We start from the raw sequence: 25,488 nt of genomic DNA, 5'->3' as shown, positions 1-25,488 counted from the left end.
AAGCACCATGGATATTCGCAAACTGCAACGCGCCATCGTCGACGGCCTCGAAGATGTCAAAGCGCAGGACATCAAGGTGTACGACACCACCCACCTGACCGAACTGTTCGACCGGGTGGTGATCGCCAGCGGGAGCTCGAACCGCCAGACCAAGGCGCTGGCCGCCTCGGTCCGCGATACCGTCAAGGAAGCCGGCGGCCATATCGTTGCGGTGGAAGGGCTGGAAACGGGCGAATGGGTGCTGGTCGACTGCGGCGACGCCGTCGTCCACATCATGCAGCCGCAGCTGCGCATGTACTACAACCTGGAAGAACTCTGGGGTGACAAGCCGGTACGCCTGAAGCTGTCCACGGCCAAGAAGGGCCTGGCCAAGGCCAGCGAGCCGATCGACGGCGAAGATGAAGACGACGCCCCGGTCGTGCGCACCGCGCGCCGCGCCACCGGCCTGCGCCCGGCATTGGCCCGTCTGCCCGAAGGCATGAAAGAGCCTTCGCCGCCGCTTGGCCACGAAGATACGGACCCGGACGCCATCGCCACCAACCGCGCCCCGACCGTGCAAAAACGCCTGACCAGCGCGCTGGGCTCGGCACCGGCACGCAAGGCGCCGGCCAAGACGGCCGCGCCGCGCAAGACCGCAGCCGGCACCGGCGTGGCACGCAAGACCGCCACCAAGACGGCTGCGACCAAGACTGCCGCCAAGGCGCCGGCCAAGACGGCGGCCGCCAAGGCTCCGGTCGCGCGCAAGCGCACCACCCGCTCGGCCTGAGCCGGACCGGTCCGCTTCCCGCCATGCAGTTGCTGATCGTGGCCGTTGGCCACAAGATGCCCGGCTGGATCGAAACCGGATTCGCGGAGTACGCGAAGCGCATGCCGCCCGAGCTGCGCATCGAGCTGCGCGAGATCAAGCCCGAGACACGCTCGTCGAGCAATAACGCCACCACCGTGATGCAACGCGAGGCGGCCCGCATCGAGGCAGCACTGCCCAAGCAATGCCGCATTGTGGCGCTGGACGAGCGCGGGCGCGACCTCACCACGGTGCAGCTCGCCGCCCAGCTGGGCGACTGGCAGCGTGAAGGCGGCGATGTCGCCTTCCTGATCGGCGGCGCCGACGGCCTCGATCCCGCCCTGAAGGCTCGCGCTCAGACCCTGCTGCGACTGTCCAGCCTGACCATGCCGCACGGCATGGTGCGCGTGCTGCTGGCTGAGCAGCTCTATCGCGCCTGGTCGGTCACGCAGAACCACCCCTACCACCGCGCCTGAAACCAGGCGCGCGCCCGTGTCGCGCACCGGGCGAGGCCGAGGGTACAATGCGACCGAAGCGGCGCATGCGCTGCAGCCGCATTTGGCGTGCCCTACCCCCCACTGCCCTGCCGTGACCCATACCTTCCTCTATCTCGCCTCCCAGAGCCCGCGCCGGCGCGAGCTGCTGACCCAGCTTGGCGTTGCCTACGAACTGCTGCTGGCCGACGGCGACGAAGACGCCGAGGCGCTGGAAGTTGTTTTGCCGGGTGAGAGCCCGGACGACTACGTGCAGCGCGTATGCGCGCTCAAGGCCGAAGCCGCGCTGCGCCGGCGCGAGCGGCGCGCCCTGGCCGATGCCCCCATCCTGACCTCGGACACCACCGTCTGCCTGGACGGCGAAATCCTCGGCAAGCCCGCCGACAATGCCGATGCCGCCCGCATGCTGGGCGCCCTGTCCGGGCGCACCCACCGCGTGCTGACCGCGGTAACCGTGGTTTCCGCGCTCGGCCAGCGCCACGCGCTGTCGGTTTCCGAGGTGAGCTTTCGCACCATGACCGCCGACGAGATTGCCGCCTACGTCGCCAGTGGTGAACCGGCCGGCAAGGCCGGCGCCTATGGCATCCAGGGCCGCGCCGCCGAGTTCGTCGAGCGAATCGACGGCAGCTATTCGGGTATCATGGGTTTGCCCCTGTTCGAGACGGCTTCGCTGCTCAGACAGGCCCATCTGCGGTTCTGAGAACCCCGCCGCCGCCCATCCGTTCGCGCTTCAAGCTGCTGCCACCCTGGCCACGGCAGCGCCCGCGGGAAGCATGGCAGCACACTGCGGACAACCACCTGGCCGGTCAGCCGGCGACGAGTTTCATCCACTATGACTGAAGACATCCTCGTCAACATCACACCGCAGGAAACACGCGTGGCCATCGTGCAGCAGGCCGCCGTGCAGGAACTCCACGTCGAGCGCACGCTGTCGCGCGGGCTCGTCGGCAATATCTACCTTGGCAAGGTCGTGCGCGTGCTGCCCGGCATGCAATCCGCCTTCATCGATATCGGGCTGGAGCGCGCCGCCTTCCTCCACGTCGCCGACATCTGGCACCCGCGCGATCCGGACAAGAACGCCAACGCCGCGCCACTTGCCATCGAGAAGACACTCTACGAAGGCCAGGCCCTGATGGTCCAGGTCATCAAGGACCCGATCGGCACCAAGGGCGCGCGGCTGTCCACACAGGTCAGCATTGCCGGGCGCACCCTGGTCTACCTGCCGCAGGACCCGCACATCGGCATCTCCCAGCGCATCGAGGGCGAGGTCGACCGCGAAGCCCTGCGCGCCCGCGTGCAAGGGCTGGTACCGGCGGATGAGCGCGGCGGCTTCATCGTGCGCACCATCGCCGAGGAATCCAGCAACGAAGAACTCGGCAACGACATTGCCTACCTGCGCAAGATCTGGGCTTCGATCCGCCAGAACGCCACCACGCTGCCCGCGCCCAACCTGCTTTACCAGGACCTCAACCTGGCCCAGCGCGTGTTGCGCGACTTCGTCAACGATGCCACCAACGTGATCCAGGTGGACTCGCGCGAGAACTTCCAGAAGCTGGTCGAGTTCGCCCAGGAGTACACCCCCGCGGTGCTGCCACGCCTGTCGCACTACACCGGCGAGCGCCCCGTCTTCGACCTCTTCAATATCGACGCCGAGATCGAGAAGGCGCTGTCGCGCCGGGTCGACCTGAAGTCCGGCGGCTACCTGATGATCGACCAGACGGAAGCCATGACCACCATCGACGTCAACACCGGTGGCTACGTCGGCGCGCGCAACTTCGACGACACGATCTTCAAGACCAACCTGGAAGCGGCGCATACGATTGCGCGCCAGCTGCGGCTGCGCAACCTGGGCGGCATCATCATCATCGATTTCATCGATATGGAAAACACCGAGCACCGCGACCAGGTGCTCTCGGAACTCAAGCGCGCGCTGTCGCGCGACCGCACCCGCATCACAGTCAACAGCTTCTCGCAGCTCGGGCTGGTGGAGATGACCCGCAAGCGCACGCGCGAGTCTCTCGCGCACGTGCTGTGCGAGCAGTGCCCCGTGTGCACGGGCAAGGGCCAGGTCAAGACGCCGCGCACGGTCTGCTACGACATCCTGCGCGAGATCATGCGCGAATCACGCCAGTTCAACCCGCGCGAGTTCCGCATCCTTGGCTCGCAGCACGTGATCGATTTGTTCCTGGAGGAAGAAAGCCAGCATCTGGCCATGCTCGGCGACTTCATCGGCAAGCCAATCTCGCTGCAGGTGGAATCGACGTTCCACCAGGAACAGTACGACATCATTTTGATGTGATCAGGAACGGCATCAGGCACCCCTCGCGGCTGCCTGATGCTGCGCGGCACCCTCATTCAGGAATCCCCGGATCAAGCGCACCAGGTTGTCCTCCAGTTCAGGATCGGCCAGCAGGGTTTCGTCCGCCGCCAGCGCGCTGCGCATCACGCCCATGACGGCCTGCGTCAGGACGAAGGCGGCCATCGGCCGCATGACAAGCGCGCGGTTCTCGGCGTCCACGGCGTGGCCCGAACTGAGCCACTGCGCGACCTGCGCCGCGGAGCCTTCCAGCGCCTGCCTGCTGCCCGAGGCCAGCGCTACCTCCAGCAAGAGCTTGCGCACGCGGTGACGGCCGCCAAACGCACTTAGCAATGCACGCACCAACAGCCTGGCGCGCGCCGTCGGATCGGGCGTGCCGGGCGTGCTGAGCAAGAGGCCCAGGCGCCCCATCACGCTCTCGATCTCCCGACGCCCCAGTGCTTCCATCACTTCCTGCTTGTTCGAGAAATACTGGTAAAGCGTACCGATGCTGATGCCGGCCACGTCGGCAATCCGGTTGGTGCTCACCCCCTCCAGCCCCTCCTTGTCCAGGAGGCGGATGGTCGACTCAAATATGAGTTCCAGCTTCTCCAGGGACCGCGCTTGCATCGGCCGGCGCCGCTTCGGGCCGTTGTCTACAGGGGTTTGCAGGGTCATGGCGTGGACTCCGGAACGCGAGTAAGCAAACATGATACTAGCTCATATAATCATCCGCATACTATCCCCTTCATGCTCCGGGAGCGGTCATGACCCGTCTGGAAATCCTTCAGCTCTATGCCTTGCCGGTGGTGGTCGGCGCGTCCCTGATGGAAGCGCTGGTGCTGCACTGGCGCAAGCCCGGCACGTTCGACTGGCATGAGGCGTGGCTGTCGCTGGTAGACCTGGCCGGGCGCAAGATCCTGGTCTTCCTGCCCTTGTCGCTGGCGGCGCCCATATTCGCGCTAGCCTGGGAGCACCGCCTGCAAACCATCGTGCTCAACAGCTGGCTGCTGGGTTTGGTCTTGTTCATCGGCCAGGAGTTCTGCTACTACTGGTACCACCGCGCGGCGCACCGCGTGCGCTTCTTCTGGGCTACGCACGCCGTCCATCACTCGCCTAACCAGCTCACCTTGTCGACGGCTTACCGCCTTGGCTGGACCGGCAAGCTGACAGGCACCACGCTGTTTTTCACGCCCCTGGTGTGGCTGGGCTTTCCGCCCGAGGTGGTGATCGCGACCTTGTCGCTGAACCTGCTCTATCAATTCTGGATTCACGCGACCTGGATCCCGCGGCTCGGCTGGTTGGAATATGTCCTGAATACGCCGTCCGCGCATCGGGTTCATCACGCCGCCAATATCGAATACCTGGATGCCAACTTCGGCGGCGTGCTGATCGTCTTCGACAGGCTCTTCGGCACCTACGTGGCCGAGCGCGACGAGGTGCCGTGCCGCTATGGGCTGGTCACCCCGATGCGCTCGCGCAATCCGCTGCGTGTCGAGTTCCAGCAGTGGCTCGACCTTGGACGGGACCTCGCGCAAGCACGCAGCCTGGGGGCGATGCTCGGCTTTCTCTTCCTGCCGCCCGGCTGGCGCCCCGACGGACAGGGCCACACCACCGAAGCGCTTCGCCGTCAGCTCACGCTTGTCCGCCCGCTTGCCTCGAAGGGCAGCGGCGCCTCGCCGAAGTAGCGAGAGCGGTGCGCGTGCGCACGCTTTCCTCTCGCCTTCCTTGCCCCATCCTCTATAAATATGGAGACAGGTGGCCGCATTCAGATTTCCTCGCGGGCACCGGGCGCAAGGAGTCACCATGAAGAAGAAGCGCTTGCTGTTGTGGCCGTTAGCTGCCGCATTGGCGGCATGCACGGTGACATTGCCTCCCCCCTCCCCGCCGGCTGCGCGCGTACCCGAGACAAAAAAGGCCCCCGCCCCCGTGGCGCGGGAACGCGCCACGCCCATTCCCCCGCACGACATCGATATCGCCGCCGATTGCCAGCGCACGGAGGAAGACGGCTTTCGCGAGGATGCCCATATGCGGGTGGCCAGCAACGATGTGCGCAGCCTGAGCTGGAAGCTGTGGGTGGGCCGGCATGGTTCCTGCCACTTCGATCTCACCGAGTTCCGCCAGGTGCGCAAGACCCCGCATATCGAACTGCAGGCGATCGATGGCAGCGGTTGCACGCTAATGGTCTGGCAGGACCCGCGGCGCGTCACGCTGGCGCATGCGCATTGCGAGCAGCATTGCACCCCGGGTATCTACGAACAGGCGTGGCCGGTGCTGTTCGATCCGCGCAGCGGCACATGCGCGCAGATCCGCTAGCGCTGCCGGGCTGTTGACGGCAAGCGCGGCTCAGCGCTCGCGCAAGCGCGCCGCCGTGCGCGTCAGCGGCTTGGCCAGCACGGTGGTGGCCAGCGCCATCAGCAGCAGGCCGGAGAAGGCCGTCATGCCGATCAGCCCGGCTTCGAACAAGATTCCCAGCACGACCACTTCCATCAGCCCCTTGGTCTGGACCAGCGCGCCCAGCATCCAGGCCTCGCGCCGCGGCAGGCCGGCCAGGCGCGCCGGCAATGCGGTTCCGACCACCTTGCCGGCCACCGCGACCATGGTACTCAGGCCGAACACCAAAAGCGTCGCCTGACCGCCGATGGCGATGTCGGTACGCAGCCCGGTCATCAGGAAAAAGAACGGCATCAGGACCACCACGGTGGCGGGCTCGAGCTGGCGCCGGAGCTCGCCGGCCGCATCGCGCGGCAGCACGACGCCAGCGAGAAAGCCACCGAGGATGTAGTGCAGGCCGATCGATTCGGAAATCAGCGCCGAGCCGAAGATCAGCACCGCGACCAGCGCCAGGCGCGCGTCGTTGGTGGCCATCCGCGGCAGCATGCGCGCCAGCAGCGGGCGTACCAGCCACAGCATCGCACCAACGTAGGCAAGGCCCAGGCAAGCCAGCCGCAGGAAGTCATAGGTAGAGGAACGGCCCGCGCTGGCAAGGATGCCCGACAGCACCAGCCAGATGGCCGCATCGCTGAAGGCGGCGCAGCCGACCGCCAGCTGGCCGGGCACGGAGTCGGACAGCTTCATTTCCCGCAGGATGGCCCCCAGCACCGGCAGCGCCGTCACCGCCATGGAAACCCCCACGGCGAAAGCGAATTGCCAGGCGGATGCCGCATGCCCCACGGCACCCGGCGTGGCGTAGGCCAGCCAGGCGCCGGCTGCCGTGCCGAGCGCGAACGGCACCAGCACGCTGCCCAGCGCGGCCGCCATCGCTATGCGCCGTATCCCTGGCTGCTGCGCGCCACCGATGTGCAAGCCAGAGAGAAAGGCAAACAGCACCACCGCCAGCCATTGCAGCCCGGAGAGCGCGGATAGCTGCGCCGGCCCGAACAGGGCCTGCCAGCCTTGCGGCCACAGCGCGCCAAGCAGGGATGGCCCGAGCAGGATACCGCCCACGATCTGCATGGCCACCAGCGGCACAATGCTGCCGATGCGCAGCCCGCGCCACAGGATGAACGGTGTACCGACCACCAGGCAGGCCTGGGCAAAGAAGAGCGAGACGGGATTCAAGGCGACGGGCGGATCGAGAGAAGTGGAACAAGGAGGCGGGCGCGCCAGGCGCCCACCGAGCGTGCATCCAGAGGCGCTACTTAGCCTTCGGCACGCGCCCCATCAGGTAGAACTCTTCGTTCGGCCGCATGCTGATGGTATTCGCCATGCGGTTGGACAGGCCGAAGAAGGCGGTGATGGCAGCGATATCCCAGGCGTCCTCGTGGCTGAACCCATGCTTGGCCAATGCTGCGAAATCGGCATCGCCAACCTCGGCCGAGGCCTCGCAGACCTTGTGGGCGAAGTCGAGCATGGCGCGCTGGCGCGGCGTGATGTCGGCCTTGCGGTAATTGACGGCCACCTGGTCGGCCAGCGTCGGCTTTTTCTCGTAGATGCGCAGGATGGCGCCGTGCGCCACCACGCAGTACAGGCACTGGTTGGCGCCCGAAGTGGCCACCACGATCATCTCGCGCTCGCCCTTGGAGAGGCCGCCCTCCTTGAGCATCAGCGCATCGTGGTAGGCAAAGAAGGCGCGGAACTCATCCGGCCGGTGGGCCAGCGTCAGGAACACGTTCGGCACGAAGCCGGCCTTGTCCTGGACTTCCAGGATGCGAGCCCGTATGTCCTCGGGCAGGTCGGCGATGGCGGGAACCGGGTAACGGCTCAGTGGCGGCGATGCGGTCATGGTGGTCTCCTTCGGGGTGTTCCCCTCTTTGCACTGCGCATGAACCGCCCGCGCTAGCTGCCGCGGGCAGCGGGAATCTGGCCGGCTGCGCCGGCTTACTGGGTGGCGAACTGGATCCTGTGCAGCCCGGCGTAGAGTCCCTCGGCCGAGAGCAGTTCGTCGTGGGTGCCATGCTCCGCCACCCGCCCGTGGTCGAGCACCACGATGCGATCGGCGTTCTCGATGGTGGACAGGCGGTGCGCGATGACCAGCGTGGTGCGGCCAACCATCAGGGCTTCCAGCGCGGCCTGCACCTGGCGCTCCGATTCGGAGTCGAGCGCCGAGGTGGCTTCATCGAGAATCAGGATCGGCGCGTCCTTGTACAGCGCGCGCGCGATCGCCATGCGCTGGCGCTGGCCGCCGGACAGCTTCATGCCGTTGTCGCCGATATTGGTCTCGAGCCCTTGCGGCAGGCCCTTGATCACATCGGTCAGGTAAGCGGCGGCCAGCGCGCGCTCGACACGCGCCATGTCGATCTGCGCCGCCGGATGCACGCCATAGGCCACATTGGCGGCAACCGTGTCGTTGAACAGCACCACGTCCTGGCTGACAAAGGCAATCTGGCGGCGCAGGTCATGCAGCGAGAACGCGTCGATGGTCTTGCCGTCCAGCAAGATGCGGCCCTCGGTCGGGTCGAAGAAGCGCGGCACCAGGTTGACCAGCGTGGTCTTGCCGCTGCCCGACGGCCCCACCAGCGCCACGACTTCACCGGCGCTGACGTTGAAGTTGATGTTGTCCAATGCCGGGCGGGCGGCCTCGCCGTAGCGGAAGCCCACCTTCTCGAACACCAGTTCGCCACGCGCGCGCTCGAGCGGCAGGCCGCCATCTTGCGGCTCGATCGGCTCATCGATCAGGCCGAAGATCATCTCGGCCGCGGTCAGGCCGCGCTGCAGCGGCTGGTTCAGGTCGGTCAGGTGCTTGAGCGGCGAGACCAGCAGCAGCATCGCCATCACAAAGCCGGTGAAGCTGCCCACCGTGGTGTGGTTGGTCTGCGACTGGATCATCGCTATGGTGAGGATGACAGACAGCGCCAGCGCCGCCAGGAATGCCGTGACGGGCTGGTTCAGCCCACCTGCCACTGCCATGCGCATGGAATAGCCACGCAGGCGCTCGGCCATGGCCGCAAAACGCGACGTCTCATAAGCCTCGCCGCCATGCAGCTTGACCACCTTGTAGCCACCAGCGGCTTCCTCGACCACGTAGGCCGCGGTGTTGGTCAGCGCCTGGTGATCGCGATTAAGGCGCCGCAGGCGGCGATTGACCTTGGCCATGACGAAACCGATCACCGGCAGGATCACCGCCACCACCAGCGTCAGGCTCCAGTTGGTATAGAACAGGTAGACCAGCAGCGCCAACACGGTGAGCGAATCGCGCACCAGGGTGATCAGCACGCCGGTCAGGATCTGCATGACCTGGTTGACCTCGAAGATCACCGCATTGATCAGCGAGGCCGCGGTATTGCGGTGGTAGAACAGCGCGGGCGCATGCAGCATGCGCTCGAACATCTGCATACGCATTTTCAGCAGCACCCGGTTGGAGATCAGGGCGAGCAGGTAGCCGGAGGCGAACTGCGCCACCCCGCGTACCAGCGCCACGCCAATCAGCAGGGCCGGCACGTGCCAGAGCTTGCCGGCATATGCGCCGCCGAAACCGTTGTCGAGCAGGTCATTGACGACCTTGGGCATGATCCCTTCGGCGCCAGCCACAGCCGCCATCGCGATAATGGCAACGATGAAGACGCGCATTTCCGGACGCAGGTAGGACCAGACTCGCTTCAGGGTGTCGGCTTCCTGTGCCGGGGGCGCATTTTGTTCTTGGACTTTCACGTTTTCTCCACCCCGTCGGCGCGGGGATACTTTGCTTGTACCGCGGCCAGCCCGAGCAACAGCCCGATGATGCCGGCATAAAAAACAATATTTGCCTGGTGCGCCATCGTCACCTGTGTCAGGCCGCTGATCAGGCTGGCCATGACGACGCCGATGCCGGAAGCGCACACGCTGACGCCAAGTGAATTGGCATTGCGGCAGCATACGCGCAGCAGCCGCCAGAACAGGACACCAGGAACCAGGAACAAGCCCAGCAATGCCAGCATGCCCGGCATGCCCATTGTCGCTGCCGCCTCGAGCACATCGTTGTGCGCATGCTCAAGAGTGCAAACGTCAGACGCCCCATGCTCCTTGCAGAAGATGGAAGCTTGGGGAATCCGCGCGAACTGTCCGACCCCGACGCCGAGCCAGGGATGTAAGTGGATCGATTCCACCGCCATTTGCCAAAGCTTCAGCCGTGCCCCTACCGAAGTCTCGGTATTCCCCTGCTGGAACTGCTCCCACTGTCCCCGCACAAGGTCAACCCGCTGCGCGACGGGGCTGCCAGGCGCCAGATAGAGTCCCGCAGCCAAGGCCGCGATAAGCGCCACGGCGCCAAAGAACTTCGCCGGCCTCATGCTCGGGTAACGAACAAAGAGCAGCAGGATCATCGTGATACACAATGCCAGCCACGCTCCGCGCGTGCCATTCACAATCAGCACCGAACCGGCGAGCGCCAGATCCAGCCAGGCAAGCAGATGCGCCTTGCGGCTGATCCCTGGCCGCACGAAACCAATCAACCCCAATGCGGCAACCATGTTCCCAAACGCGATGGCCTGGGTCCAGGCCGACGGCCGTGGATCGTCGAGAACCCAGCGCTGGAACAGGACAATCACCAGGCTCATCGCCAAAGCGATTGTGATGCCACTCCAGAGCCGCCGCGGGTCTGGCGCGATCTTGAGGATAACCAGGCATGTCACCAACAACAGGAGAATGCGAGAAGGGTTATCCATCACGTTCCAGGGAACGTGGAAATAGAGCTTGGAACCCAGAAAGACAAGCACCAAAGCTAGAATAGCGAGCCCGATGGGGTACAGCGTGGCGCGATACTGCGCAAACATGGGCCTCAAGCCGCGATGGACAACCAGCGCCAGCAGCAAGATGGCGCCCAGGAAAATACCGGCGCCTTTCGGCACGCAGAGCAGCAGGATTGGAAATGCCAGAACTAGCGCATTGGTAAAAGCGGTCACTTTTCCGGCACGAAACATCATAAACAAGCTCTATGAAAATCTCAGTCGTACTGATTACAAAAAACGAGGCACACAACATCCGGGAGTGCCTGGAAAGCGTGTCCTGGTGCGACCGCGCGATTATAGTGGATTCAGGTAGCCGGGACGGCACGGTCGAGCTGGCCCGGAGCCTGGGCGCGGAGGTCTTCGAAACCGAGCACTGGCCTGGCTTCGGCGTCCAGAAAAACCTGGCGGTATCCAAGGCCGACGGCGACTGGATCTTCTCCATCGACGCGGACGAACGGGTCACCCCCGAGCTGCGCGACGAAATTCTCGCCGCAGTGGCGTCCGGCCAGTCCGATGCGTACGAGGTACCTAGGCTGTCGCGCTTTTGCGGCCGCTTCATCCGCCACGGCGGCTGGTACCCCGACTACGTCACACGGCTGTTCCGCCGTGGCCACGCCCGCTTCACCGACGATCTCGTGCATGAGCGCGTGATAGCCGATGCACCAGTCGGCAGGCTCAATTCGCCATTGCTGCATTACACCTATGACGATTTCTCGCAGGTGCTGCAAAAGATCGACAAATACTCCAGCCTCGGCGCCCAGCAGGGCTTCGCGCGCGGCAAGACGGCGTCGCCCGCCAGCGCCGTGCTGCATGGCGCCTGGGCGTTCCTGCGCACCTACCTGCTGCGCCGCGGTTTCCTGGACGGCGCGCAGGGGCTCGGTGTGGCGCTGATGAATGGCCAGGCCAGCTACTACAAGTACATCAAGCTATGGTACCTGCAGCAGAAGAGCGAGCAGCAGGCGCCCCCACGGTAGGGGCTGCCGCGCCTGCCTGAGGCACGCCCAGCAAGTCCTCAACGCAAGCGCTGAAGGCCGCCGAGGTGGGGCCAAAGCCCATCTGCTCGATGTGCACAGCCGCATAGGCCAGCAGCCGGGCGCGCAGCGGCGCGTCCTCGAGCCCGCGGCGGATCGCCTCCGCCAGCGCGGGCACATCGCCAACCGGCGTCAGCAGGCCAGCCTTGCCCTCGGCCAGGATCTCGCGCGGGCCCACCGGGCAATCGGTACTCACCACCAACTGGCCCAGCGCCATGCCTTCAAGAAGCACATTGGGCAGCCCCTCCATCTTGGAGCTGAACGCCATCAGCCGCGCATGGTGGATCCATGCATAGGGATTGGCCTGGAAACCGGCAAAGCTGACGCGCTCGCTGATGCCGAGCTCGCGCGCGAGCGCTTCGAGCCGGCCGCGCGAAGCGCCGTCGCCCACCAGCACAAGCCGCTCGCACAAGCCCGTGCCCCTGACCAGCGCCGCGTAGGCCCGCAGCAGCGTGGTGAAATCCTTCTGGCTTTCTTCCAGCCGCCCCACCGAAACAATGTAGGGATGCGCCGGCGGCTTGAACGGCGCCTTGCCGAGCGCACGGATGCGATCGAGGTCAGTGGCGTTGTACAGGCGGATGAATTTGTCGGCGGCCTCGGGAATCAGCGCCCGCGCATCGGCCAGCATGCTGTCGTTGAGCACCACGATGCGGTCATAGTGCTCACGGCACTGGCGTCGCAGCTTGCGCAGCTTGCGGCGGTTCTCGCGCTCCAGGTGTGCCACGCTGAAATGCTGGTAGCCGATCATCGGCACCGGCAGGCGACCGGTCAGCCGCGACAGCGACATGTCGTAGTCGATCACCAGGTCATAGTCCCGCGCGATACCGCGAAAGCGCCGGTTGACCAGCGGCTTGCGCAGCGGCGGCAACAACACTTCTTCATAGATCTTGCCCAACGGGCCCAGCTTGCCGGCTTTTTTCAATTGCCGGCAGCGCGAGAGCCAGGCCTCCGGCGCGAGGATATGGATCTTGACGTCCGGCGGCAACATGGCGCGGAAATGCGTCTCCAGCGCTTCGGTCGGATAGGTCAGCGTCAGGCCGATCTCGAAGCGCTCTCGATCCAGCGAGGCCAGCAGCGACACCAGCGAGGTCTCGATGCCGCCGCGCAGGAAGTGGGTCAGGTGGAAGAGGATGCGTTGCTTGGCCATGCGGGGCTTGTGTGATCCATGAAAAGACGGGATGGACGGCAGCAATGCCGGTCAGGGCGGCGCTATGCCGGTACCGCCCCGCCGGCAAGCCCCGGGTCAGCCGTAGAGCATGCGGACGTTCTCGCCCGACAGGGCCGCGCGGAAGCTTGCCAGGGCATCGTCGGATGGCGTGACCAGCCACTGCCGCCCCAGTTCCGCCTCGCAGCGCGCGCCGGTGGTGGCGTAGCTCACGCGCACCGGCACGCCTGGCGCATTGGCCACACTCGCCAGGTAGGGCGTGAGCAACTCGCGCAGCAGTTCCGTGGAGGCATTGCCGTTGAACGCTAGGCCGACCGCCTCGGCGTACTTGGCGCGCGCCGCCACCAGGTCCATTACCGATTCAGCGGTGAAGCGCACGCCACCGGTAAAGGTGTCGTGACGGGCGTTGCCTTGCACGATCACCATCTCGTCCTCGCGGAACATATGGCGGTTGGCATCGAACAATTCGTTGAACACCGTCATCTCGACCTGTCCGGTACCGTCGTCAAGCAAGACAATCAGCATCTTGCCGCGCTGCGTCATCTGGGTGCGCATGCCGGTGATGACACCAGCGATGACTTTGCCACGCACGTCGCGGCCGTAGCCGCCGCCATTGCCTTGCACTTCCTTTTCCAGGCCGGCCAGCGTGCCCTTGAGGAAGCGGCCGACTTCGTCCCGATAGGCGTCGAACAGGTGGCCGGAGAAGTAATAGCCCAGCGCCTGCTTTTCTTCCTGCAGCATGCGCTTGGGCGCCCAGGCCGGTTCGTCGACCAGCGAGGGGCGGTGCGATTCGCCGGCGTCAGCCATCAGGTCGAACAGCGACACCTGGTTGGCTGACTCGGCCTTCTGCTCGGCGGCTTCCATGGCACGCGACACCGAGGCCAGCAACTGGCCGCGATTGGCGTTGAGGCTGTCGAAGGCGCCGGCGCGAATCAGCGCCTCGATGGTGCGGCGGTTGACCTGGCGGCGGTCGACGCGCTCGCAGAAATCGAACAGGTCGGCAAAGGGCTTTTCCTCGCGGGCGCGCAGGATGTCCTCGATGGCACCCTGCCCCGAGCCCTTGATGCCGCCAAGGCCGTAGCGGATGGTCTTGGCATCGGTCGGCGCGAAGCGGTATTCGCTGGCGTTGACGTCAGGCGGCAGCACCTGGAGCTTGTTGAGCTTGCAATCGTCAAAGAGGATCTTGACCTTGTCGGTGTCGTCCATGGCGAGCGACATATTCGCAGCCATGAACGCGGCTGGATGGTGCGCCTTGAGCCAGGCCGTGTAGTAGGCCAGCAACGCGTAAGCGGCCGCGTGCGATTTGTTGAAGCCGTAGCCCGCGAACTTTTCCATCAGGTCGAAGGTGTCGTCCGCCTTCTCGGCGGTCAGGCCGTTCTTGGCCGCACCCTCGCGGAACAGCTCGCGGTGCTGGGCCATTTCCTCGGCCTTCTTCTTGCCCATGGCGCGGCGCAGCAAGTCGGCGCCGCCCAGCGAGTAGCCGCCGATGATCTGCGCCATCTGCATCACCTGCTCCTGGTAGACCATGATGCCATAGGTCTCCTTGAGCACCGGCTCGACGCGCGGGTCCGGGTACTCCACCTTCTCGCGGCCGTGCTTACGGGCGCAGAAGCTGGGGATCAGGTCCATCGGGCCTGGGCGGTAGAGTGCCACCAGCGCGATGATGTCCTCAAAGCGGTCAGGCTTGGCGTCCTTCAGCATGCCCTGCATGCCGCGGCTTTCCAGCTGGAACACGGCGACCGTGTTGGCCGTCTTGAGGATGTCGAATGCCTTGCTGTCGTCGAGCGGGATGTGGCTGCAGTTCCAGTCCGCCATGGACGGATCGAGCCTGCGGATATAGCGCTCGGCCCAGTCCAGGATGGTCAGCGTGGTCAGGCCCAAGAAGTCGAACTTGACCAGGCCGGCGGCTTCCACGTCGTCCTTGTCGTACTGGCTGACCACACCGCTCATGCCGTCGTTCTGCGCGCCCTGGGTATAGAGCGGGCAGAAATCCGTCAGCTTGCCCGGGGCGATCAGCACGCCGCCGGCGTGCATGCCGACGTTACGCGTCATGCCTTCCACGCGCTGCGCCAGCTCCAGCAGCTGGCGCACTTCTTCTTCGTTCTTCTCGCGCTCGGTCAGGAGCGGCTCTTCCTTCTTGGCTTCCTCGATGGTGACGAGCTTGCCCGGCTTGAAAGGAATCAGCTTGGCGATGCCGTCGACAAAGCCATAGCCCAGGTCGAGCACGCGGCCCACGTCGCGCACCGCGGCCTTGGCGGCCATGGTGCCGAAGGTGGCGATCTGCGATACCGCGGCGTGGCCGTACTTCTCCTTCACGTACGTGATAACGCGATCGCGCCCCTGCTGGCAGAAGTCGATGTCGAAGTCGGGCATTGAAACCCGTTCCGGGTTCAGGAACCGCTCGAACAGCAGCGCGTACTTGAGCGGATCCAGATCGGTAATACCGAGCGCATAGGCCACCAGCGAACCAGCGCCGGAGCCCCGTCCCGGCCCGACCGGCACGCCGTTGTTCTTAGCCCAGTTGATAAAGTCCGCCACGATCAGGAAGTAGCCGGGGAAGCCCATCTTGATGATGGTACCGGTCTCGAACTCCAGCCTCGCGTAGTACTCGGGGCGCTTGGCCTCGCGCACGGCTTCGTCGGGGAACAGCACCACCATGCGCTTTTCCAGGCCTTCCTTGGCCAGGTGCACAAGGTAATCGTCGAGCGACATGCCGTCGGGCGTCGGAAACAGCGGCAGGCGCGGCTTGCCCAGTTCCAGCGTGAGGTTGCAGCGGCGCGCGATCTGCACCGCGTTTTCCAGCGCGGACGGGATGTCGGCGAACAGCGCGCACATCTCGTCCTGGGTCTTGAAATACTGGTCGGTGGTGAAGCGCCGCACGCGGCGGGGGTTAGCCAGCAGCTCCCCTTCGGCGATGCAGGTGCGAGCCTCGTGCGCCGTGAAATCGTCAGGCGTCATGAACTGCACCGGGTGCGTCGCCACCACCGGCAAGCCCAGCCTGGCCGCCAACTGCACCGCCTGCTGCACATAGGCATCAGTGCCGGGCAGGCCTGCACGCTGCAGCTCGATATAGAAGCGCTGCGGGAACACCTTTGCCCAATGCGCGGCGGCCTGCGCCGCGGCCGCATCGTTGCCATTGGCCAGCGCCATGCCGATGTCACCGCCCATCGCGCCAGACAGCGCAATCAGGCCGGTGGCCAGCGGCTGGCCCTCTTCGCCGGCTTCGTCGAACCAGGCGGGGTCGATCTCGGCGCGGCCGCGGTACTGGTTGGAAAGCCACGCGCGCGACAGCAGCACGCAGAGATTGAGGTAGCCAATCCGGTCCCGGACCAACAGCAGCAAGCGCGTCGGCTTGTCGCGATCGTCGGCGTTGGTCAGCCAGACGTCGGCGCCAACCACGGGCTTGACGCCGCCGCCGCGCGCTTCCTTGTAGAAGCGGATCAGGCCGAAGGCATTGGCCAGGTCGGTCAGGGCGAGCGCGCCCATGCCATCGGCGGCCGCAGCCTTGACGGCATCGTCCAGGCGCACGATGCCGTCGACGACGGAGTATTCGGAATGAAGACGGAGATGAACGAAGCGAGGTGCAGACATGGCCGTAATTGTACCGGCTCGGCATGTCCGCGCCTGCCTTCTTTGCGCTACGAGCCCGACGGCAAGACTGAGCCAGGCGCTCGGAAAAGCCCGGCAGGAGGCCTGCGAGGCGCTATAATTTCGCCTTTCCAATCAGGCAGTTACCGCGCGCTCGCAAGGCGCGGTCCCGTCGCGCGCCACCTATGCAGATCGTAAACATCTCCGCTTACAAGTTCGTCTCACTGGACGATATCCCGGTCTTGCGCCCGGAAATGCGCGCGCGCTGTGAAGCACACGGGCTCAAGGGCACGATCCTGCTCGCGCCGGAAGGCATCAACCTGTTCCTCGCCGGCGTGCGCGAGGCCATCGACGGCTTCCTCGCCTGGCTGCATGCCGACCCGCGCTTTGCCGATATCGAGCCCAAGGAGAGCCTGTCGGAAAACCAGCCCTTCAAGCGCATGCTGGTGCGTGAGAAGAAGGAAATCATCACCATGAAGATGCCGCTGATCCGCCCCGAAGCCGGTCGGGCGCCGGCGGTGACGCCAGTCGAGCTCAAGCGCTGGCTGGACCAGGGCCACGACGATGCCGGCCGCCCTGTGGTGATGCTGGATACACGCAACGCCTTTGAGGTCGCCGTCGGCACGTTCGAGCAGGCGGTCGATTACGACATCGCCAAGTTCAGCGATTTTCCGCCAGCCATTGCCGCGCACAAGGCGGAGTTCGCGGGCAAGACCATCGTGTCGTTCTGCACCGGCGGCATTCGCTGCGAGAAGGCCGCCATCCACATGCAGGAAGCCGGCATCGAGCATGTCTACCAGCTAGAGGGGGGCATCCTGAAGTATTTCGAGGAAGTGGGTGGCAGCCACTATCAGGGCGACTGCTTTGTCTTCGACTACCGCACCGCGCTGAACCCCAACCTGGAGCCGGCTGGCCCCAAGCAGTGTTTTGCCTGCCGCGCCGTGGTCACCGCCGAAGAGCAGCAAAGCCCGCACTACGTGGTGGGCCAGAGCTGCCCGCACTGCATCGGGGAAGGCACCGGGACGGCAGCGGCGGCCGCCTGAGCGCACTGGCGTCCCTCAGGCGGCCAGCAAGTGGTAGAGGTTGCGCAGCATGCCGGCGGTGGCGCCCCAGATAAACCGGTGGCCGCCATCCTCGCGCGGGAACGGCATGGCGTAGAACAGCCGCTCGCCGTCCACCCAGCGAAACAGGCGCTGCTCGTGATGCGACGGGTCCATCAGGAAACCTAGCGGCACTTCAAACACATCGGCAACCTCGCGCGCATCGGGCCGCAGCGTGAAGCCGTCGCGGACCAGGCCCACCACCGGGCTCACATGGAAGCCGGTGCCGGTGATGTAGTCGGGCAAGCTGCCCAGCACCTCCACATAATCGCGCGCCAGCCCCACCTCTTCCTCCGTTTCGCGCAGTGCCGTCGCCGTCCGGTCGATATCGAACGCTTCGTGGCGGCCGCCGGGGAAACTGATTTGCCCGGCGTGCGCGCTCAGGTTGGCGTTGCGCTCGGTCAGCAGCACGGTCAGCCCATCCTCACGCTCCACCAACGGTACCAGCACGGCTGCATCGCGCAGCTTCAGGCTGCGGTCATAGGCGCGCGACTCATCGGTCAGCTCGGGGTCCCAGGCAGGGGGCGACTGGAGCCGATGGCGGATGAATTCCGGGCGCAGGCGCACGTCGGCCAGCGGCGGGTGCCGCGTGTCGGTGGCGACGATGGGGAGGGATTCGGGATCAAAGGCAGGACGCATAATCGTTGCGAGTATGACAGAAGCCGGCCAGACCGTTTGTGCTGCGACGCGGCAAACGTGGCACGCGGAGATGCAAAAAGGGCACCCGAAGGTGCCCTTTTTGCGCAGCCTCGACCGGCAAGCCGATCGAGGCGACTGGCGGCTTACTGAGCAGCAGCAGCCTTGGCAGCAGCCTTGGCCGGTGCCGACTTGTATGCCAGCTTTTCCTTGATCCGCGCGGACTTGCCCGAACGCTGACGCAGGTAGTACAGCTTGGCGCGGCGGACGTCGCCACGGCGCTTCACTTCGATCGCTGCGATCAGCGGCGAGTACAGCTGGAACGTACGTTCCACGCCTTCACCCGACGAAATCTTGCGCACGATGAAGGACGAATTCAGGCCACGATTGCGCTTGGCAATCACGACGCCTTCATAAGCCTGGACGCGCTTGCGGTTACCTTCCACCACGTTCACGCTGACGATCACGGTGTCGCCGGGTGCGAATGCGGGGATGGTCTTGTTCGCGGTCAGACGCGCGATTTCGTCTTTCTCGATCAGCTCGATGATGTTCATCGTTTCTTCTCCTTGTCCATCATGCCGACGTTGTATGCCCCAGGCATGGCCTGGGCCCCGGCAGAGGATGGGGTTTCACTTGGCGGGAGCGAGCTCCCGCCCTTCTTTCGCCAGCCATGTCGACAGGAATTTCTCGTCGACCCGGCTCAGCAACCCTTGACTGCGCGCTGCCTCGATCAGATCGGGGCGCTTCTTCGCAGTATTGGCCAGCGCCTGCTGGCGCCGCCACTTCTCGATCTCGGCATGATGGCCCCCGAGCAAGATATCGGGCACCCGCACACCTTCGTATTCTTCTGGCCGCGTGTAGTGCGGACAATCCAGCAGCCCGTTGACGAAGCTGTCCTGAACCGCCGACTGGGCATCGCCCAACACACCCGGCAAATGCCTGACCACTGCGTCGATCACGGCCATGGCCGGCAGCTCGCCACCGGATAGCACGAAATCGCCGAGGCTGATTTCCTCATCGACCCGACGCTCGATCAACCGCTGGTCAATCGCTTCGTAGCGTCCGCACAGCATCACCAGGCCTGGACGCTGTGCCAGTGACATCACCTTTTGGTGCGTCAGCGGCGCGCCTTGCGGCGACATCAGCACCACGTGCGGCCGCACCGGCGCCTCCTGGCCCTCCGGCTTGGCCTGCGCCGCCTGCTGGGCGGAACACGCCGCGTCGATGGCATCTTCCAGCGGCTTGGCCAGCATCACCATGCCAGGGCCGCCGCCGTAGGGGCGATCGTCGATGGTACGGTAGTTGTCGCTGGTGAAGTCGCGTGGATTCCAGGTGCGCAACGTGTAGCGCTGCTGCTTTGCCGCCCGGCTGGTAATGCCCCAGTCGGTCAGCGCGCGAAACATCTCGGGAAACAGCGTGATCACGTCGAACTGCATCCGCCTCTCCCTTTACTTGCCCACCACTCGCCCACCGGCTATCGCCGGCCAAGCGCCCTTGCCTTCAGCAGCCCGGGCCGCTCAGTAATCCAGGCCCCAGTCCACCACCACGCGCCGGGCCGAGATATCGACCGAGCGCAGGAATGCGTCGACAAAGGGAATCAGGCGCTCACCCGCCTTGCCATCGGGCAAGGCATGCGCCACCTGCAGGATCTGGTGCGCACCGTTGTCGATCAGCCCGGACACTTCGCCCAGCGACTCGCCCTGCTCATTGAACACGGCACAGCCAATCAGATCGACCCAGTAGAATTCGTTCTCATCCGGCGCGGGGAAGTCCTCGCGACGAATCCAGACACGGCGCCCCTTGAGCGCCTCCGAGTGGTTGCGCTCGGACACGCCGCTCGCCTGGGCCACTACGGTACCGCTGTGCTCGCGGGACTGCACGATCTTCACGCACAAGGCCTCGGAGGCCACGGCATCTGCCGCGCCAACCAGGCCGGTTGGCGGCGGTTTGAGCAGCCACCAGCGGCGCGCGTGCAACAGCGCGCTTGCATCGTCGGCATGCGGCTGGACCTTGATCCAGCCCCGTATCCCATAAGCCGCACCGATATAACCGACCTCGATCAGGTCGTCCGGCAGCTTATCGGTATACGCCAGCGCAGCCGGCAACCCGGTTGCACCGCGCTTGAGACTGGGCTTTTCCTGCTCACCGGCCTCGCGCCGGGCCGAGGGCTCGAGCGGCACATTGAGTGGCCGCCGCGCCGGGGCGCCTTGCTTGCGTTCTGTCACGTGTCGTTTGCCACGCGTCGCGAAACGCGCGTCACAACAATCAGGCTGCAGCCTTGGCGGCGTTTTGCTTGACCAGACGGGCAACCGTCGGCGACAGCTGGGCGCCAACGCCGGTCCAGTACGTCAGGCGGTCTTGCACCAGACGCAGGCCTTCTTCGCTTGCCGAAGCCAGGGGGTTGTAGAAACCAATACGCTCGATGAAACGGCCATCGCGACGATTACGCGAGTCAGCAGCGACGATATTGAAGAAGGGGCGCTTCTTGCTGCCACCGCGAGCCAGACGGATTACGACCATGGGTTTGATTCCTCAGAAAACTTGATGTTCGAACACGAAACGCAAGAGTATAGACCAAATTCCGAGGCCAAACAAACACTTAGAGCGATTGACGCGACACCCGGCCGCAGGCATCGTGGTGAAAACCCCGACAGGAGCGCGCGCCATGCGATTTCATCTTCACATTCGCAGCTTCCGAACCCTGCTCGCGAGCACTTTCTCGGCGTTAGCAGCCGCGATCTGGTTCAGCCCCAATGCCAACGCCGCCCTGCCGCTGGATCAGATCCAGCTGCCCCCAGGCTTTCACATCGAATTGCTGAGCGCGGAGGTGCCGGAAGCCCGTGGCATGACCCTGTCGCCGGCAGGCACGCTCTTCATCGGCACCCGCAGCGAAGGCAAGGTGTATGCGATCCGCAACCCGCTGGCGCCCGCCCCGAAGGTGAAGACTATCGCCACCGGCCTGACCATGCCGGTGGGCGTGGCCTTCCGCAACGGCGCGCTGTACGCCTCCTCGACCTCGCAGATCGTCCGGCTGGATGATATCGATGCCCGCCTGGACAACCCGCCCAAACCCATCGTGGTAAGTGATCGCTTTCCCTCCGAAACGCACCACGGGTGGAAGTTTATCGCCTTTGGCCCGGATGGATATCTGTACGTGCCGGTCGGCGCGCCGTGCAATATCTGCGCGCCCGACGAGAACCGTTACGCCAACATCATGAAGATGAAGCCGGACGGCACCGACTTGCAGGTCGTGGCCAGGGGGGTGCGCAACTCGGTAGGCTTTGACTGGCACCCGGCCACCCGGCAACTCTGGTTCACCGACAACGGGCGCGACATGTTGGGGGACGATGTGCCCGACGACGAGCTCAACCACCTTACCCGGGCGGGCCAGCATTTCGGCTACCCGTACTGCCACGCCGGCAGCGTCCCCGACCCCGAGTTCGGCAAGCAGCGCGCCTGCTCCGAGTTCGAGCCGCCGGCCGCAAAGCTGGGCGCGCATGTCGCCGCGCTCGGCATGCGCTTTTATACCGGCACGCAATTCCCCGCCGAGTACCGCAACAGCATTTTCATTGCCGAACACGGCAGCTGGAACCGGACCAAGCCGGTCGGCTACCGCGTCGTCCGGGTGGTGCTGAATGAGCGCGGCCAGGCGGTGCGCCAGGAGGTGTTCGCGCGAGGCTGGCTGCAGGGCGACAAACCCTGGGGCCGGCCTGCCGATGTCCAGGTTGCCCCGGACGGTTCGCTGCTGGTCAGCGACGACATGGCGGGCGCGGTCTATCGCATCCGCTACGCACCCTGAGCCCTTGCCGCGCGCCGGATACAGCCCGGCCCCCAGGACAGTGGAGAAACAATCCGTTACACCGGTAACGGCTTTAGCATAGGCGCACCGAAGACGCGTGCGTACCATGAACCCATATCTCGAACAACCTCACCACGCGACAGGATACTGGGATTCCGCATGCTCCCCCGCACCCTCCTGCGCGACTCGGTGGCTGGCATCCTGTTGGCCGTTTCCTTGCTCGGCCTCAATGCTGTCAGCCATGCACAGGTCGCGTTTTGGCAACATGGCCGGCCCGAAGGCCGGATTGTGAGCAATGCGCATGGCCAGCCAGGCCACGGCGCATGGGAAATGGCGAGTGTACGCGCGGAACGGCAAGACCATGTGCGTGCCCAGATCGAACGAATGGAAGCCCGCGCGCGCGCCGATGACCGCCTGAATGGCCGCCCCCTGCCACCTCAGGAACGCGACGATGAACGCAACCGGCAGTCGGATCGCAATATGCAAGGCGACAACGGGCGTGGCGAGCAGCGCGGCTCCGGCATGGGCCCGGGCTGGCAAGCGCGCGGACGAGACGGCGGCCGCTAGGCACGCCCCCCCTCCTCACTGTCTTCCATGGCTGATTGCCGTGCCCACGGCAATCACGCTCTACTCTCTACTTGCCCCCTCCTCGACGATATGCCGCGAAAGAAACTCTCGCGGGCATCCGCGTCCGACCCGCAAAGCTTCCTGCCCTGCTCCGCCGGAGTCCGCCCTCGGTTGAGGCCGGCGTACAATGAGCGCCGGCGCCAGCCTGGCTGGCATTCACCTGAATTGCGCTTGCCGGCCGCCCCTGCCGGTCATTAACCTAGCTGTCGCCCCATGCCCGCCGCTACCCAAGTTTCAGCCACCGCTGCCCCCAAGCCGCTTCAGGGCAAATCCAAACTGATCACGGTCGCACTGGCCTTCCTGTTCGGCACCGTGGGCCTGCATCGCTTCTACCTGGGTGGCTTGCGCGATAAGTTTGCCTGGGCGCACCTGCTGGCGGCACTCGCCGGGGTCATCGGCGTCATGTCGATGCAAACTGGCGCCGGCTCGCCGGCCCTGAACTGGACCTTCGCCATTGCCGGCGGCACGTCGGTGATCAGCGCCTTCCTGGCGGCCATCGTGTATGGCCTGCGCCCCGACGACAAATGGGATGCCCGCTTCAACCCGCATGGCACGCCAACCCGTTCGGGCTGGCCCGTCGTGATCCTCGTCATCCTGTCCCTGCTGATCGGCACCGGCCTGCTGATGGCGGGCTTGGCCATCAGTTTCCAGACTTTCTTCGAATCCCAGGTCGAAGCCGCGCGCGCCTTGTCGCAATAAGCCTCAGGTCCCAGGCCCAGCCCCCCCCCCGGCGCCGATGCACTTCGACCTGCTGGACATCGCCGTGTTCGTGCGCGCAGCGTCGCTGGGCAACCTCTCGGCAGCGGCGCGCGATCTCGGGTTATCCACCTCCTCGGCCAGCAGCCGCCTGGCCCAGCTCGAGCAGCGGCTCGGCACGCGGCTGCTGCACCGGACCACGCGCCGCATCTCCCTGACCGGCGAGGGTGAGCGCTTCCTCGAACATGCCGCGCATTTGCTCGACACAGCCGGCCAGGCCGCGCAATCAGTGGGCCGCGGCGCGCAGGCGCCCCAGGGGCAGTTGCGGGTCACGGTGCCCGCCTCTTTTGGCCGCCAGCACGTCTCGCCGGCCATCCCTGCCTTTCTCGCCGCCTACCCGGGACTGACGCTGGACCTGCGCCTGACCGACCAGGTGATCGGCCTGGTCGAGGCCGGCGTCGACGTGGCATTACGCATGGGTGCGTTGCCGGACTCATCCCTGGTGGCACGCCCCCTGGCCCCTAGCCATCGCGCCGTTTGCGCTTCGCCTGGCTATCTTGCTGCGCACGGCACGCCCCGGCATCCCGAAGAGTTGCGCCACCACAATTGCATTGTGCTGGGCGACCAGTCCTCCTGGCAGTTCGACACGGCGCTAGGCAAGACAGCAGTAGCGGTCGCCGGCAACCTGCGCACGGACAACGGCGAAGTCATCCGGGATGCGATCCTGGCTGGCATGGGGCTGGCGCTCAAGTCGACCTGGGACGTTGGCCCTTACCTGCGCAGCGGCGCGCTGGTTCGCGTGCTCCCCGATTACCCGGTGCTGCCGGCCGTGTCGATCTGGGCGGTCTATCCCAGCCGCCGCCAGGTGCCCGCGAAGACGCACGCATTTATCGATTTCTTTGCTGCGCGCTTCGGCTCCCCACCCTACTGGGATAGCCCAGAGGCCACGGCTCCCGCCCCGTAAAAAACACAGCTTGGCTCCCTACGCGAAGTACTGTATAAATATACAGTATCAACTGTAGCCACAGGACCGCCGACGTGCCGACCCGACCACCCTCCTCCAGCCCGCTGAAAGGCCGGGCGGCGCGCTCGAACGACGTCAGCCGGTTCGACGCCTGGACCCGCGAACGGGTCGCCGACGAGTCCCAAGCCTTCGATGAGCCAGAGACACCCCAAATCCAGACCATTGTCTTCACGGAGAAGGCCAAACGCATCGTCTCGCGCAACCAATCGCCAGACCTGCCGTTCGACGCGTCCATCAACCCGTACCGCGGGTGCGAGCATGGCTGTATCTATTGCTATGCCCGGCCCAGCCACGCCTATCTGGGGCTTTCGCCGGGCCTCGACTTCGAAACCCGCCTGTACGCAAAAGACAACGCCGCCGCCTTGCTCGAGGCCGAACTGGCTCACCGCAACTACGTACCGACGGTAATCGCGCTGGGGGCCAATACAGATCCTTACCAACCCATCGAGCGGGATCTCAAGATCACGCGCGGCATCCTGGAAGTGCTGGAGCGATTCAACCATCCGGTGGCCATCACGACCAAGTCGGGCGTGGTCACGCGCGACATCGACATCCTGCAGCGCATGGCGGCCAAGAACCTGGTCCGGGTCCATATGTCGGTCACATCGCTCAAGAACGAGATCGCCCGCACGCTGGAGCCCCGCGCAAGCGCGCCGGCGCGCCGCCTGGCCGCCATCGCTTCCCTGAGCGAGGCCGGCATCCCGGTGGGGGTGATGGTGGCGCCAGTCATTCCGAGCCTGACCGATCCGGAAATGGAGTCCATCCTTGACGCCGGCGCCAGGGCCGGCGCGAAAACCGCGGCGTATATCCTGCTGCGCCTGCCGCGCGAGGTGGAGCAGTTGTTCTCAGAGTGGCTGGCCACCTACCATCCGCTGCGCGCCCGGCACGTCGAAAGCCTGGTCGCGCAAATGCGCGGAGGCCGGGCCTACGACTCACGGTTCGGCACGCGCATGACCGGCACCGGCATCTTTGCCGAACTGCTGCGCAAGCGCTTCAAGCTGGCCTGCCAGCGCTTCGGGCTCAATGCTGAGCGCCACCCTCTCACCATCGAACATTTCTCCCAGGCGAGCGCCGCGCCGCAGATGTCGCTGTTCTAGGCCGGA

The 25,488-nt window shown here is 65.4% G+C and carries 25 protein-coding genes; 13 read left to right on the top strand and 12 right to left on the bottom strand.

Annotated features, from left to right (window positions below; all coding sequences use genetic code 11):
• Window positions 1–7 precede the first annotated feature (7 nt).
• The 4 genes from rsfS to rng all read left to right on the top strand — a co-directional run bounded on the left by rsfS (window position 8) and on the right by rng (window position 3,577).
• On the top strand, window positions 8–766 hold the full coding sequence (gene rsfS / locus AC1RQC_RS18745) for a ribosome silencing factor (RefSeq protein WP_183036055.1): 759 nt from the start codon (window positions 8–10) through the stop codon (window positions 764–766).
• 23 nt (window positions 767–789) lie between these two features.
• Entirely contained in the window at window positions 790–1,260 is a 471-nt protein-coding gene (gene rlmH, locus AC1RQC_RS18740) for a 23S rRNA (pseudouridine(1915)-N(3))-methyltransferase RlmH (RefSeq protein WP_043344552.1), read from the top strand.
• A 112-nt stretch (window positions 1,261–1,372) separates the two neighbouring features.
• Complete coding sequence (locus AC1RQC_RS18735) at window positions 1,373–1,978, top strand: Maf family protein (protein WP_492884295.1); 606 nt, start codon at window positions 1,373–1,375, stop codon at window positions 1,976–1,978.
• 132 nt (window positions 1,979–2,110) lie between these two features.
• Window positions 2,111–3,577: a ribonuclease G gene (rng, locus tag AC1RQC_RS18730; RefSeq protein WP_043344550.1), complete on the top strand. Its 1,467-nt coding sequence runs from the start codon at window positions 2,111–2,113 to the stop codon at window positions 3,575–3,577.
• A 12-nt stretch (window positions 3,578–3,589) separates the two neighbouring features.
• On the opposite strand, the gene AC1RQC_RS18725 is transcribed toward rng, so the two are convergent.
• Window positions 3,590–4,252, bottom strand: coding sequence for a TetR/AcrR family transcriptional regulator (locus AC1RQC_RS18725; protein ID WP_492884293.1), 663 nt, complete (start codon window positions 4,250–4,252; stop codon window positions 3,590–3,592).
• Between the two features lie 89 nt (window positions 4,253–4,341).
• On the opposite strand from AC1RQC_RS18725, the gene AC1RQC_RS18720 reads away from it, so the two are divergent.
• Both AC1RQC_RS18720 and AC1RQC_RS18715 read left to right on the top strand, forming a co-directional pair.
• Window positions 4,342–5,262: a sterol desaturase family protein gene (locus tag AC1RQC_RS18720; RefSeq protein WP_492376117.1), complete on the top strand. Its 921-nt coding sequence runs from the start codon at window positions 4,342–4,344 to the stop codon at window positions 5,260–5,262.
• 118 nt (window positions 5,263–5,380) lie between these two features.
• A complete protein-coding gene (locus AC1RQC_RS18715; RefSeq protein ID WP_492387116.1) occupies window positions 5,381–5,890 on the top strand; it encodes a hypothetical protein in 510 nt (169 codons plus the stop codon).
• A gap of 30 nt (window positions 5,891–5,920) precedes the next feature.
• Here AC1RQC_RS18715 and AC1RQC_RS18710 read toward each other — a convergent pair whose 3' ends face one another.
• From AC1RQC_RS18710 to AC1RQC_RS18695, 4 genes are all read right to left on the bottom strand, one after another.
• Complete coding sequence (locus tag AC1RQC_RS18710; protein WP_492809921.1) at window positions 5,921–7,135, bottom strand: cation:proton antiporter; 1,215 nt, start codon at window positions 7,133–7,135, stop codon at window positions 5,921–5,923.
• 76 nt (window positions 7,136–7,211) lie between these two features.
• The gene (locus AC1RQC_RS18705; RefSeq protein ID WP_492884291.1) at window positions 7,212–7,799 is read right to left on the bottom strand and encodes a peroxidase-related enzyme; all 588 of its coding nucleotides are present in this window, start codon (window positions 7,797–7,799) and stop codon (window positions 7,212–7,214) included.
• Window positions 7,800–7,894: 95 nt separating this feature from the next.
• The gene (msbA, locus tag AC1RQC_RS18700; protein ID WP_492373986.1) at window positions 7,895–9,664 is read right to left on the bottom strand and encodes a lipid A export permease/ATP-binding protein MsbA; all 1,770 of its coding nucleotides are present in this window, start codon (window positions 9,662–9,664) and stop codon (window positions 7,895–7,897) included.
• A complete protein-coding gene (locus AC1RQC_RS18695) occupies window positions 9,661–10,914 on the bottom strand; it encodes an O-antigen ligase family protein (RefSeq protein WP_492884289.1) in 1,254 nt (417 codons plus the stop codon). Before AC1RQC_RS18695 ends, msbA begins: the two co-directional genes overlap by 4 nt.
• 11 nt (window positions 10,915–10,925) lie before the next feature.
• Between AC1RQC_RS18695 and AC1RQC_RS18690 the strand changes: the two genes are divergently transcribed.
• A complete protein-coding gene (locus AC1RQC_RS18690; RefSeq protein ID WP_492884287.1) occupies window positions 10,926–11,693 on the top strand; it encodes a glycosyltransferase family 2 protein in 768 nt (255 codons plus the stop codon).
• On the opposite strand, the gene AC1RQC_RS18685 is transcribed toward AC1RQC_RS18690, so the two are convergent.
• Both AC1RQC_RS18685 and dnaE read right to left on the bottom strand, forming a co-directional pair.
• Window positions 11,641–12,897, bottom strand: coding sequence for a glycosyltransferase (locus AC1RQC_RS18685; protein ID WP_492373983.1), 1,257 nt, complete (start codon window positions 12,895–12,897; stop codon window positions 11,641–11,643). The genes AC1RQC_RS18690 and AC1RQC_RS18685 overlap by 53 nt on opposite strands.
• Before the next feature lie 96 nt (window positions 12,898–12,993).
• Entirely contained in the window at window positions 12,994–16,506 is a 3,513-nt protein-coding gene (gene dnaE / locus AC1RQC_RS18680; protein WP_492373982.1) for a DNA polymerase III subunit alpha, read from the bottom strand.
• A gap of 182 nt (window positions 16,507–16,688) precedes the next feature.
• Between dnaE and AC1RQC_RS18675 the strand changes: the two genes are divergently transcribed.
• The gene (locus AC1RQC_RS18675; protein WP_492809929.1) at window positions 16,689–17,546 is read left to right on the top strand and encodes a sulfurtransferase; all 858 of its coding nucleotides are present in this window, start codon (window positions 16,689–16,691) and stop codon (window positions 17,544–17,546) included.
• A 15-nt stretch (window positions 17,547–17,561) separates the two neighbouring features.
• Here AC1RQC_RS18675 and AC1RQC_RS18670 read toward each other — a convergent pair whose 3' ends face one another.
• The 5 genes from AC1RQC_RS18670 to rpsP form a co-directional block, all read right to left on the bottom strand.
• A complete protein-coding gene (locus tag AC1RQC_RS18670; RefSeq protein WP_416047866.1) occupies window positions 17,562–18,242 on the bottom strand; it encodes an NUDIX hydrolase in 681 nt (226 codons plus the stop codon).
• Window positions 18,243–18,385: 143 nt separating this feature from the next.
• Window positions 18,386–18,793 (bottom strand): 50S ribosomal protein L19, encoded by a 408-nt coding sequence (gene rplS, locus AC1RQC_RS18665; RefSeq protein ID WP_150986317.1) that lies wholly within the window; start codon window positions 18,791–18,793, stop codon window positions 18,386–18,388.
• Window positions 18,794–18,868: 75 nt separating this feature from the next.
• Window positions 18,869–19,675: a tRNA (guanosine(37)-N1)-methyltransferase TrmD gene (gene trmD, locus AC1RQC_RS18660; RefSeq protein ID WP_043344527.1), complete on the bottom strand. Its 807-nt coding sequence runs from the start codon at window positions 19,673–19,675 to the stop codon at window positions 18,869–18,871.
• A gap of 81 nt (window positions 19,676–19,756) precedes the next feature.
• On the bottom strand, window positions 19,757–20,344 hold the full coding sequence (rimM, locus tag AC1RQC_RS18655) for a ribosome maturation factor RimM (protein WP_241754494.1): 588 nt from the start codon (window positions 20,342–20,344) through the stop codon (window positions 19,757–19,759).
• 160 nt (window positions 20,345–20,504) lie between these two features.
• Window positions 20,505–20,759 carry a 30S ribosomal protein S16 gene (gene rpsP, locus AC1RQC_RS18650; protein WP_043344523.1) on the bottom strand — a complete coding sequence of 85 codons (255 nt, stop codon included), beginning with the start codon at window positions 20,757–20,759 and terminating at the stop codon, window positions 20,505–20,507.
• A 145-nt stretch (window positions 20,760–20,904) separates the two neighbouring features.
• Between rpsP and AC1RQC_RS18645 the strand changes: the two genes are divergently transcribed.
• From AC1RQC_RS18645 to AC1RQC_RS18625, 5 genes are all read left to right on the top strand, one after another.
• On the top strand, window positions 20,905–22,038 hold the full coding sequence (locus AC1RQC_RS18645; RefSeq protein ID WP_492884285.1) for a PQQ-dependent sugar dehydrogenase: 1,134 nt from the start codon (window positions 20,905–20,907) through the stop codon (window positions 22,036–22,038).
• Between the two features lie 159 nt (window positions 22,039–22,197).
• Window positions 22,198–22,605 (top strand): hypothetical protein, encoded by a 408-nt coding sequence (locus AC1RQC_RS18640; RefSeq protein WP_492373979.1) that lies wholly within the window; start codon window positions 22,198–22,200, stop codon window positions 22,603–22,605.
• Between the two features lie 273 nt (window positions 22,606–22,878).
• Entirely contained in the window at window positions 22,879–23,364 is a 486-nt protein-coding gene (locus AC1RQC_RS18635) for an NINE protein (RefSeq protein ID WP_492830475.1), read from the top strand.
• 37 nt (window positions 23,365–23,401) lie between these two features.
• Window positions 23,402–24,325: a LysR family transcriptional regulator gene (locus AC1RQC_RS18630; protein ID WP_492809933.1), complete on the top strand. Its 924-nt coding sequence runs from the start codon at window positions 23,402–23,404 to the stop codon at window positions 24,323–24,325.
• Between the two features lie 74 nt (window positions 24,326–24,399).
• Window positions 24,400–25,482 carry a PA0069 family radical SAM protein gene (locus tag AC1RQC_RS18625; RefSeq protein ID WP_492373976.1) on the top strand — a complete coding sequence of 361 codons (1,083 nt, stop codon included), beginning with the start codon at window positions 24,400–24,402 and terminating at the stop codon, window positions 25,480–25,482.
• Window positions 25,483–25,488 lie beyond the last annotated feature (6 nt).

This window comes from Cupriavidus sp. GW822-FHT03E04, from assembly GCF_058801495.1.
Note: the sequence above shows the minus strand (reverse complement) of the source record. Positions and strands in the feature narration are given on the sequence as shown.

Coding starts and splice junctions, on each gene's coding strand:
- rng (WP_043344550.1), top strand. CDS start 2,111: ATGACTGAAGACATCCTCGTCAACATCACACCGCAGGAAACACGCGTG.
- AC1RQC_RS18725 (WP_492884293.1), bottom strand. CDS start 4,252: ATGACCCTGCAAACCCCTGTAGACAACGGCCCGAAGCGGCGCCGGCCG.
- rlmH (WP_043344552.1), top strand. CDS start 790: ATGCAGTTGCTGATCGTGGCCGTTGGCCACAAGATGCCCGGCTGGATC.
- AC1RQC_RS18685 (WP_492373983.1), bottom strand. CDS start 12,897: ATGGCCAAGCAACGCATCCTCTTCCACCTGACCCACTTCCTGCGCGGC.
- AC1RQC_RS18670 (WP_416047866.1), bottom strand. CDS start 18,242: ATGCGTCCTGCCTTTGATCCCGAATCCCTCCCCATCGTCGCCACCGAC.
- AC1RQC_RS18695 (WP_492884289.1), bottom strand. CDS start 10,914: ATGATGTTTCGTGCCGGAAAAGTGACCGCTTTTACCAATGCGCTAGTT.
- AC1RQC_RS18675 (WP_492809929.1), top strand. CDS start 16,689: ATGCAGATCGTAAACATCTCCGCTTACAAGTTCGTCTCACTGGACGAT.
- rplS (WP_150986317.1), bottom strand. CDS start 18,793: ATGAACATCATCGAGCTGATCGAGAAAGACGAAATCGCGCGTCTGACC.
- AC1RQC_RS18705 (WP_492884291.1), bottom strand. CDS start 7,799: ATGACCGCATCGCCGCCACTGAGCCGTTACCCGGTTCCCGCCATCGCC.
- AC1RQC_RS18630 (WP_492809933.1), top strand. CDS start 23,402: ATGCACTTCGACCTGCTGGACATCGCCGTGTTCGTGCGCGCAGCGTCG.
- AC1RQC_RS18645 (WP_492884285.1), top strand. CDS start 20,905: ATGCGATTTCATCTTCACATTCGCAGCTTCCGAACCCTGCTCGCGAGC.
- rpsP (WP_043344523.1), bottom strand. CDS start 20,759: ATGGTCGTAATCCGTCTGGCTCGCGGTGGCAGCAAGAAGCGCCCCTTC.
- AC1RQC_RS18715 (WP_492387116.1), top strand. CDS start 5,381: ATGAAGAAGAAGCGCTTGCTGTTGTGGCCGTTAGCTGCCGCATTGGCG.
- AC1RQC_RS18690 (WP_492884287.1), top strand. CDS start 10,926: ATGAAAATCTCAGTCGTACTGATTACAAAAAACGAGGCACACAACATC.
- AC1RQC_RS18640 (WP_492373979.1), top strand. CDS start 22,198: ATGCTCCCCCGCACCCTCCTGCGCGACTCGGTGGCTGGCATCCTGTTG.
- rsfS (WP_183036055.1), top strand. CDS start 8: ATGGATATTCGCAAACTGCAACGCGCCATCGTCGACGGCCTCGAAGAT.
- AC1RQC_RS18635 (WP_492830475.1), top strand. CDS start 22,879: ATGCCCGCCGCTACCCAAGTTTCAGCCACCGCTGCCCCCAAGCCGCTT.
- trmD (WP_043344527.1), bottom strand. CDS start 19,675: ATGCAGTTCGACGTGATCACGCTGTTTCCCGAGATGTTTCGCGCGCTG.
- dnaE (WP_492373982.1), bottom strand. CDS start 16,506: ATGTCTGCACCTCGCTTCGTTCATCTCCGTCTTCATTCCGAATACTCC.
- AC1RQC_RS18720 (WP_492376117.1), top strand. CDS start 4,342: ATGACCCGTCTGGAAATCCTTCAGCTCTATGCCTTGCCGGTGGTGGTC.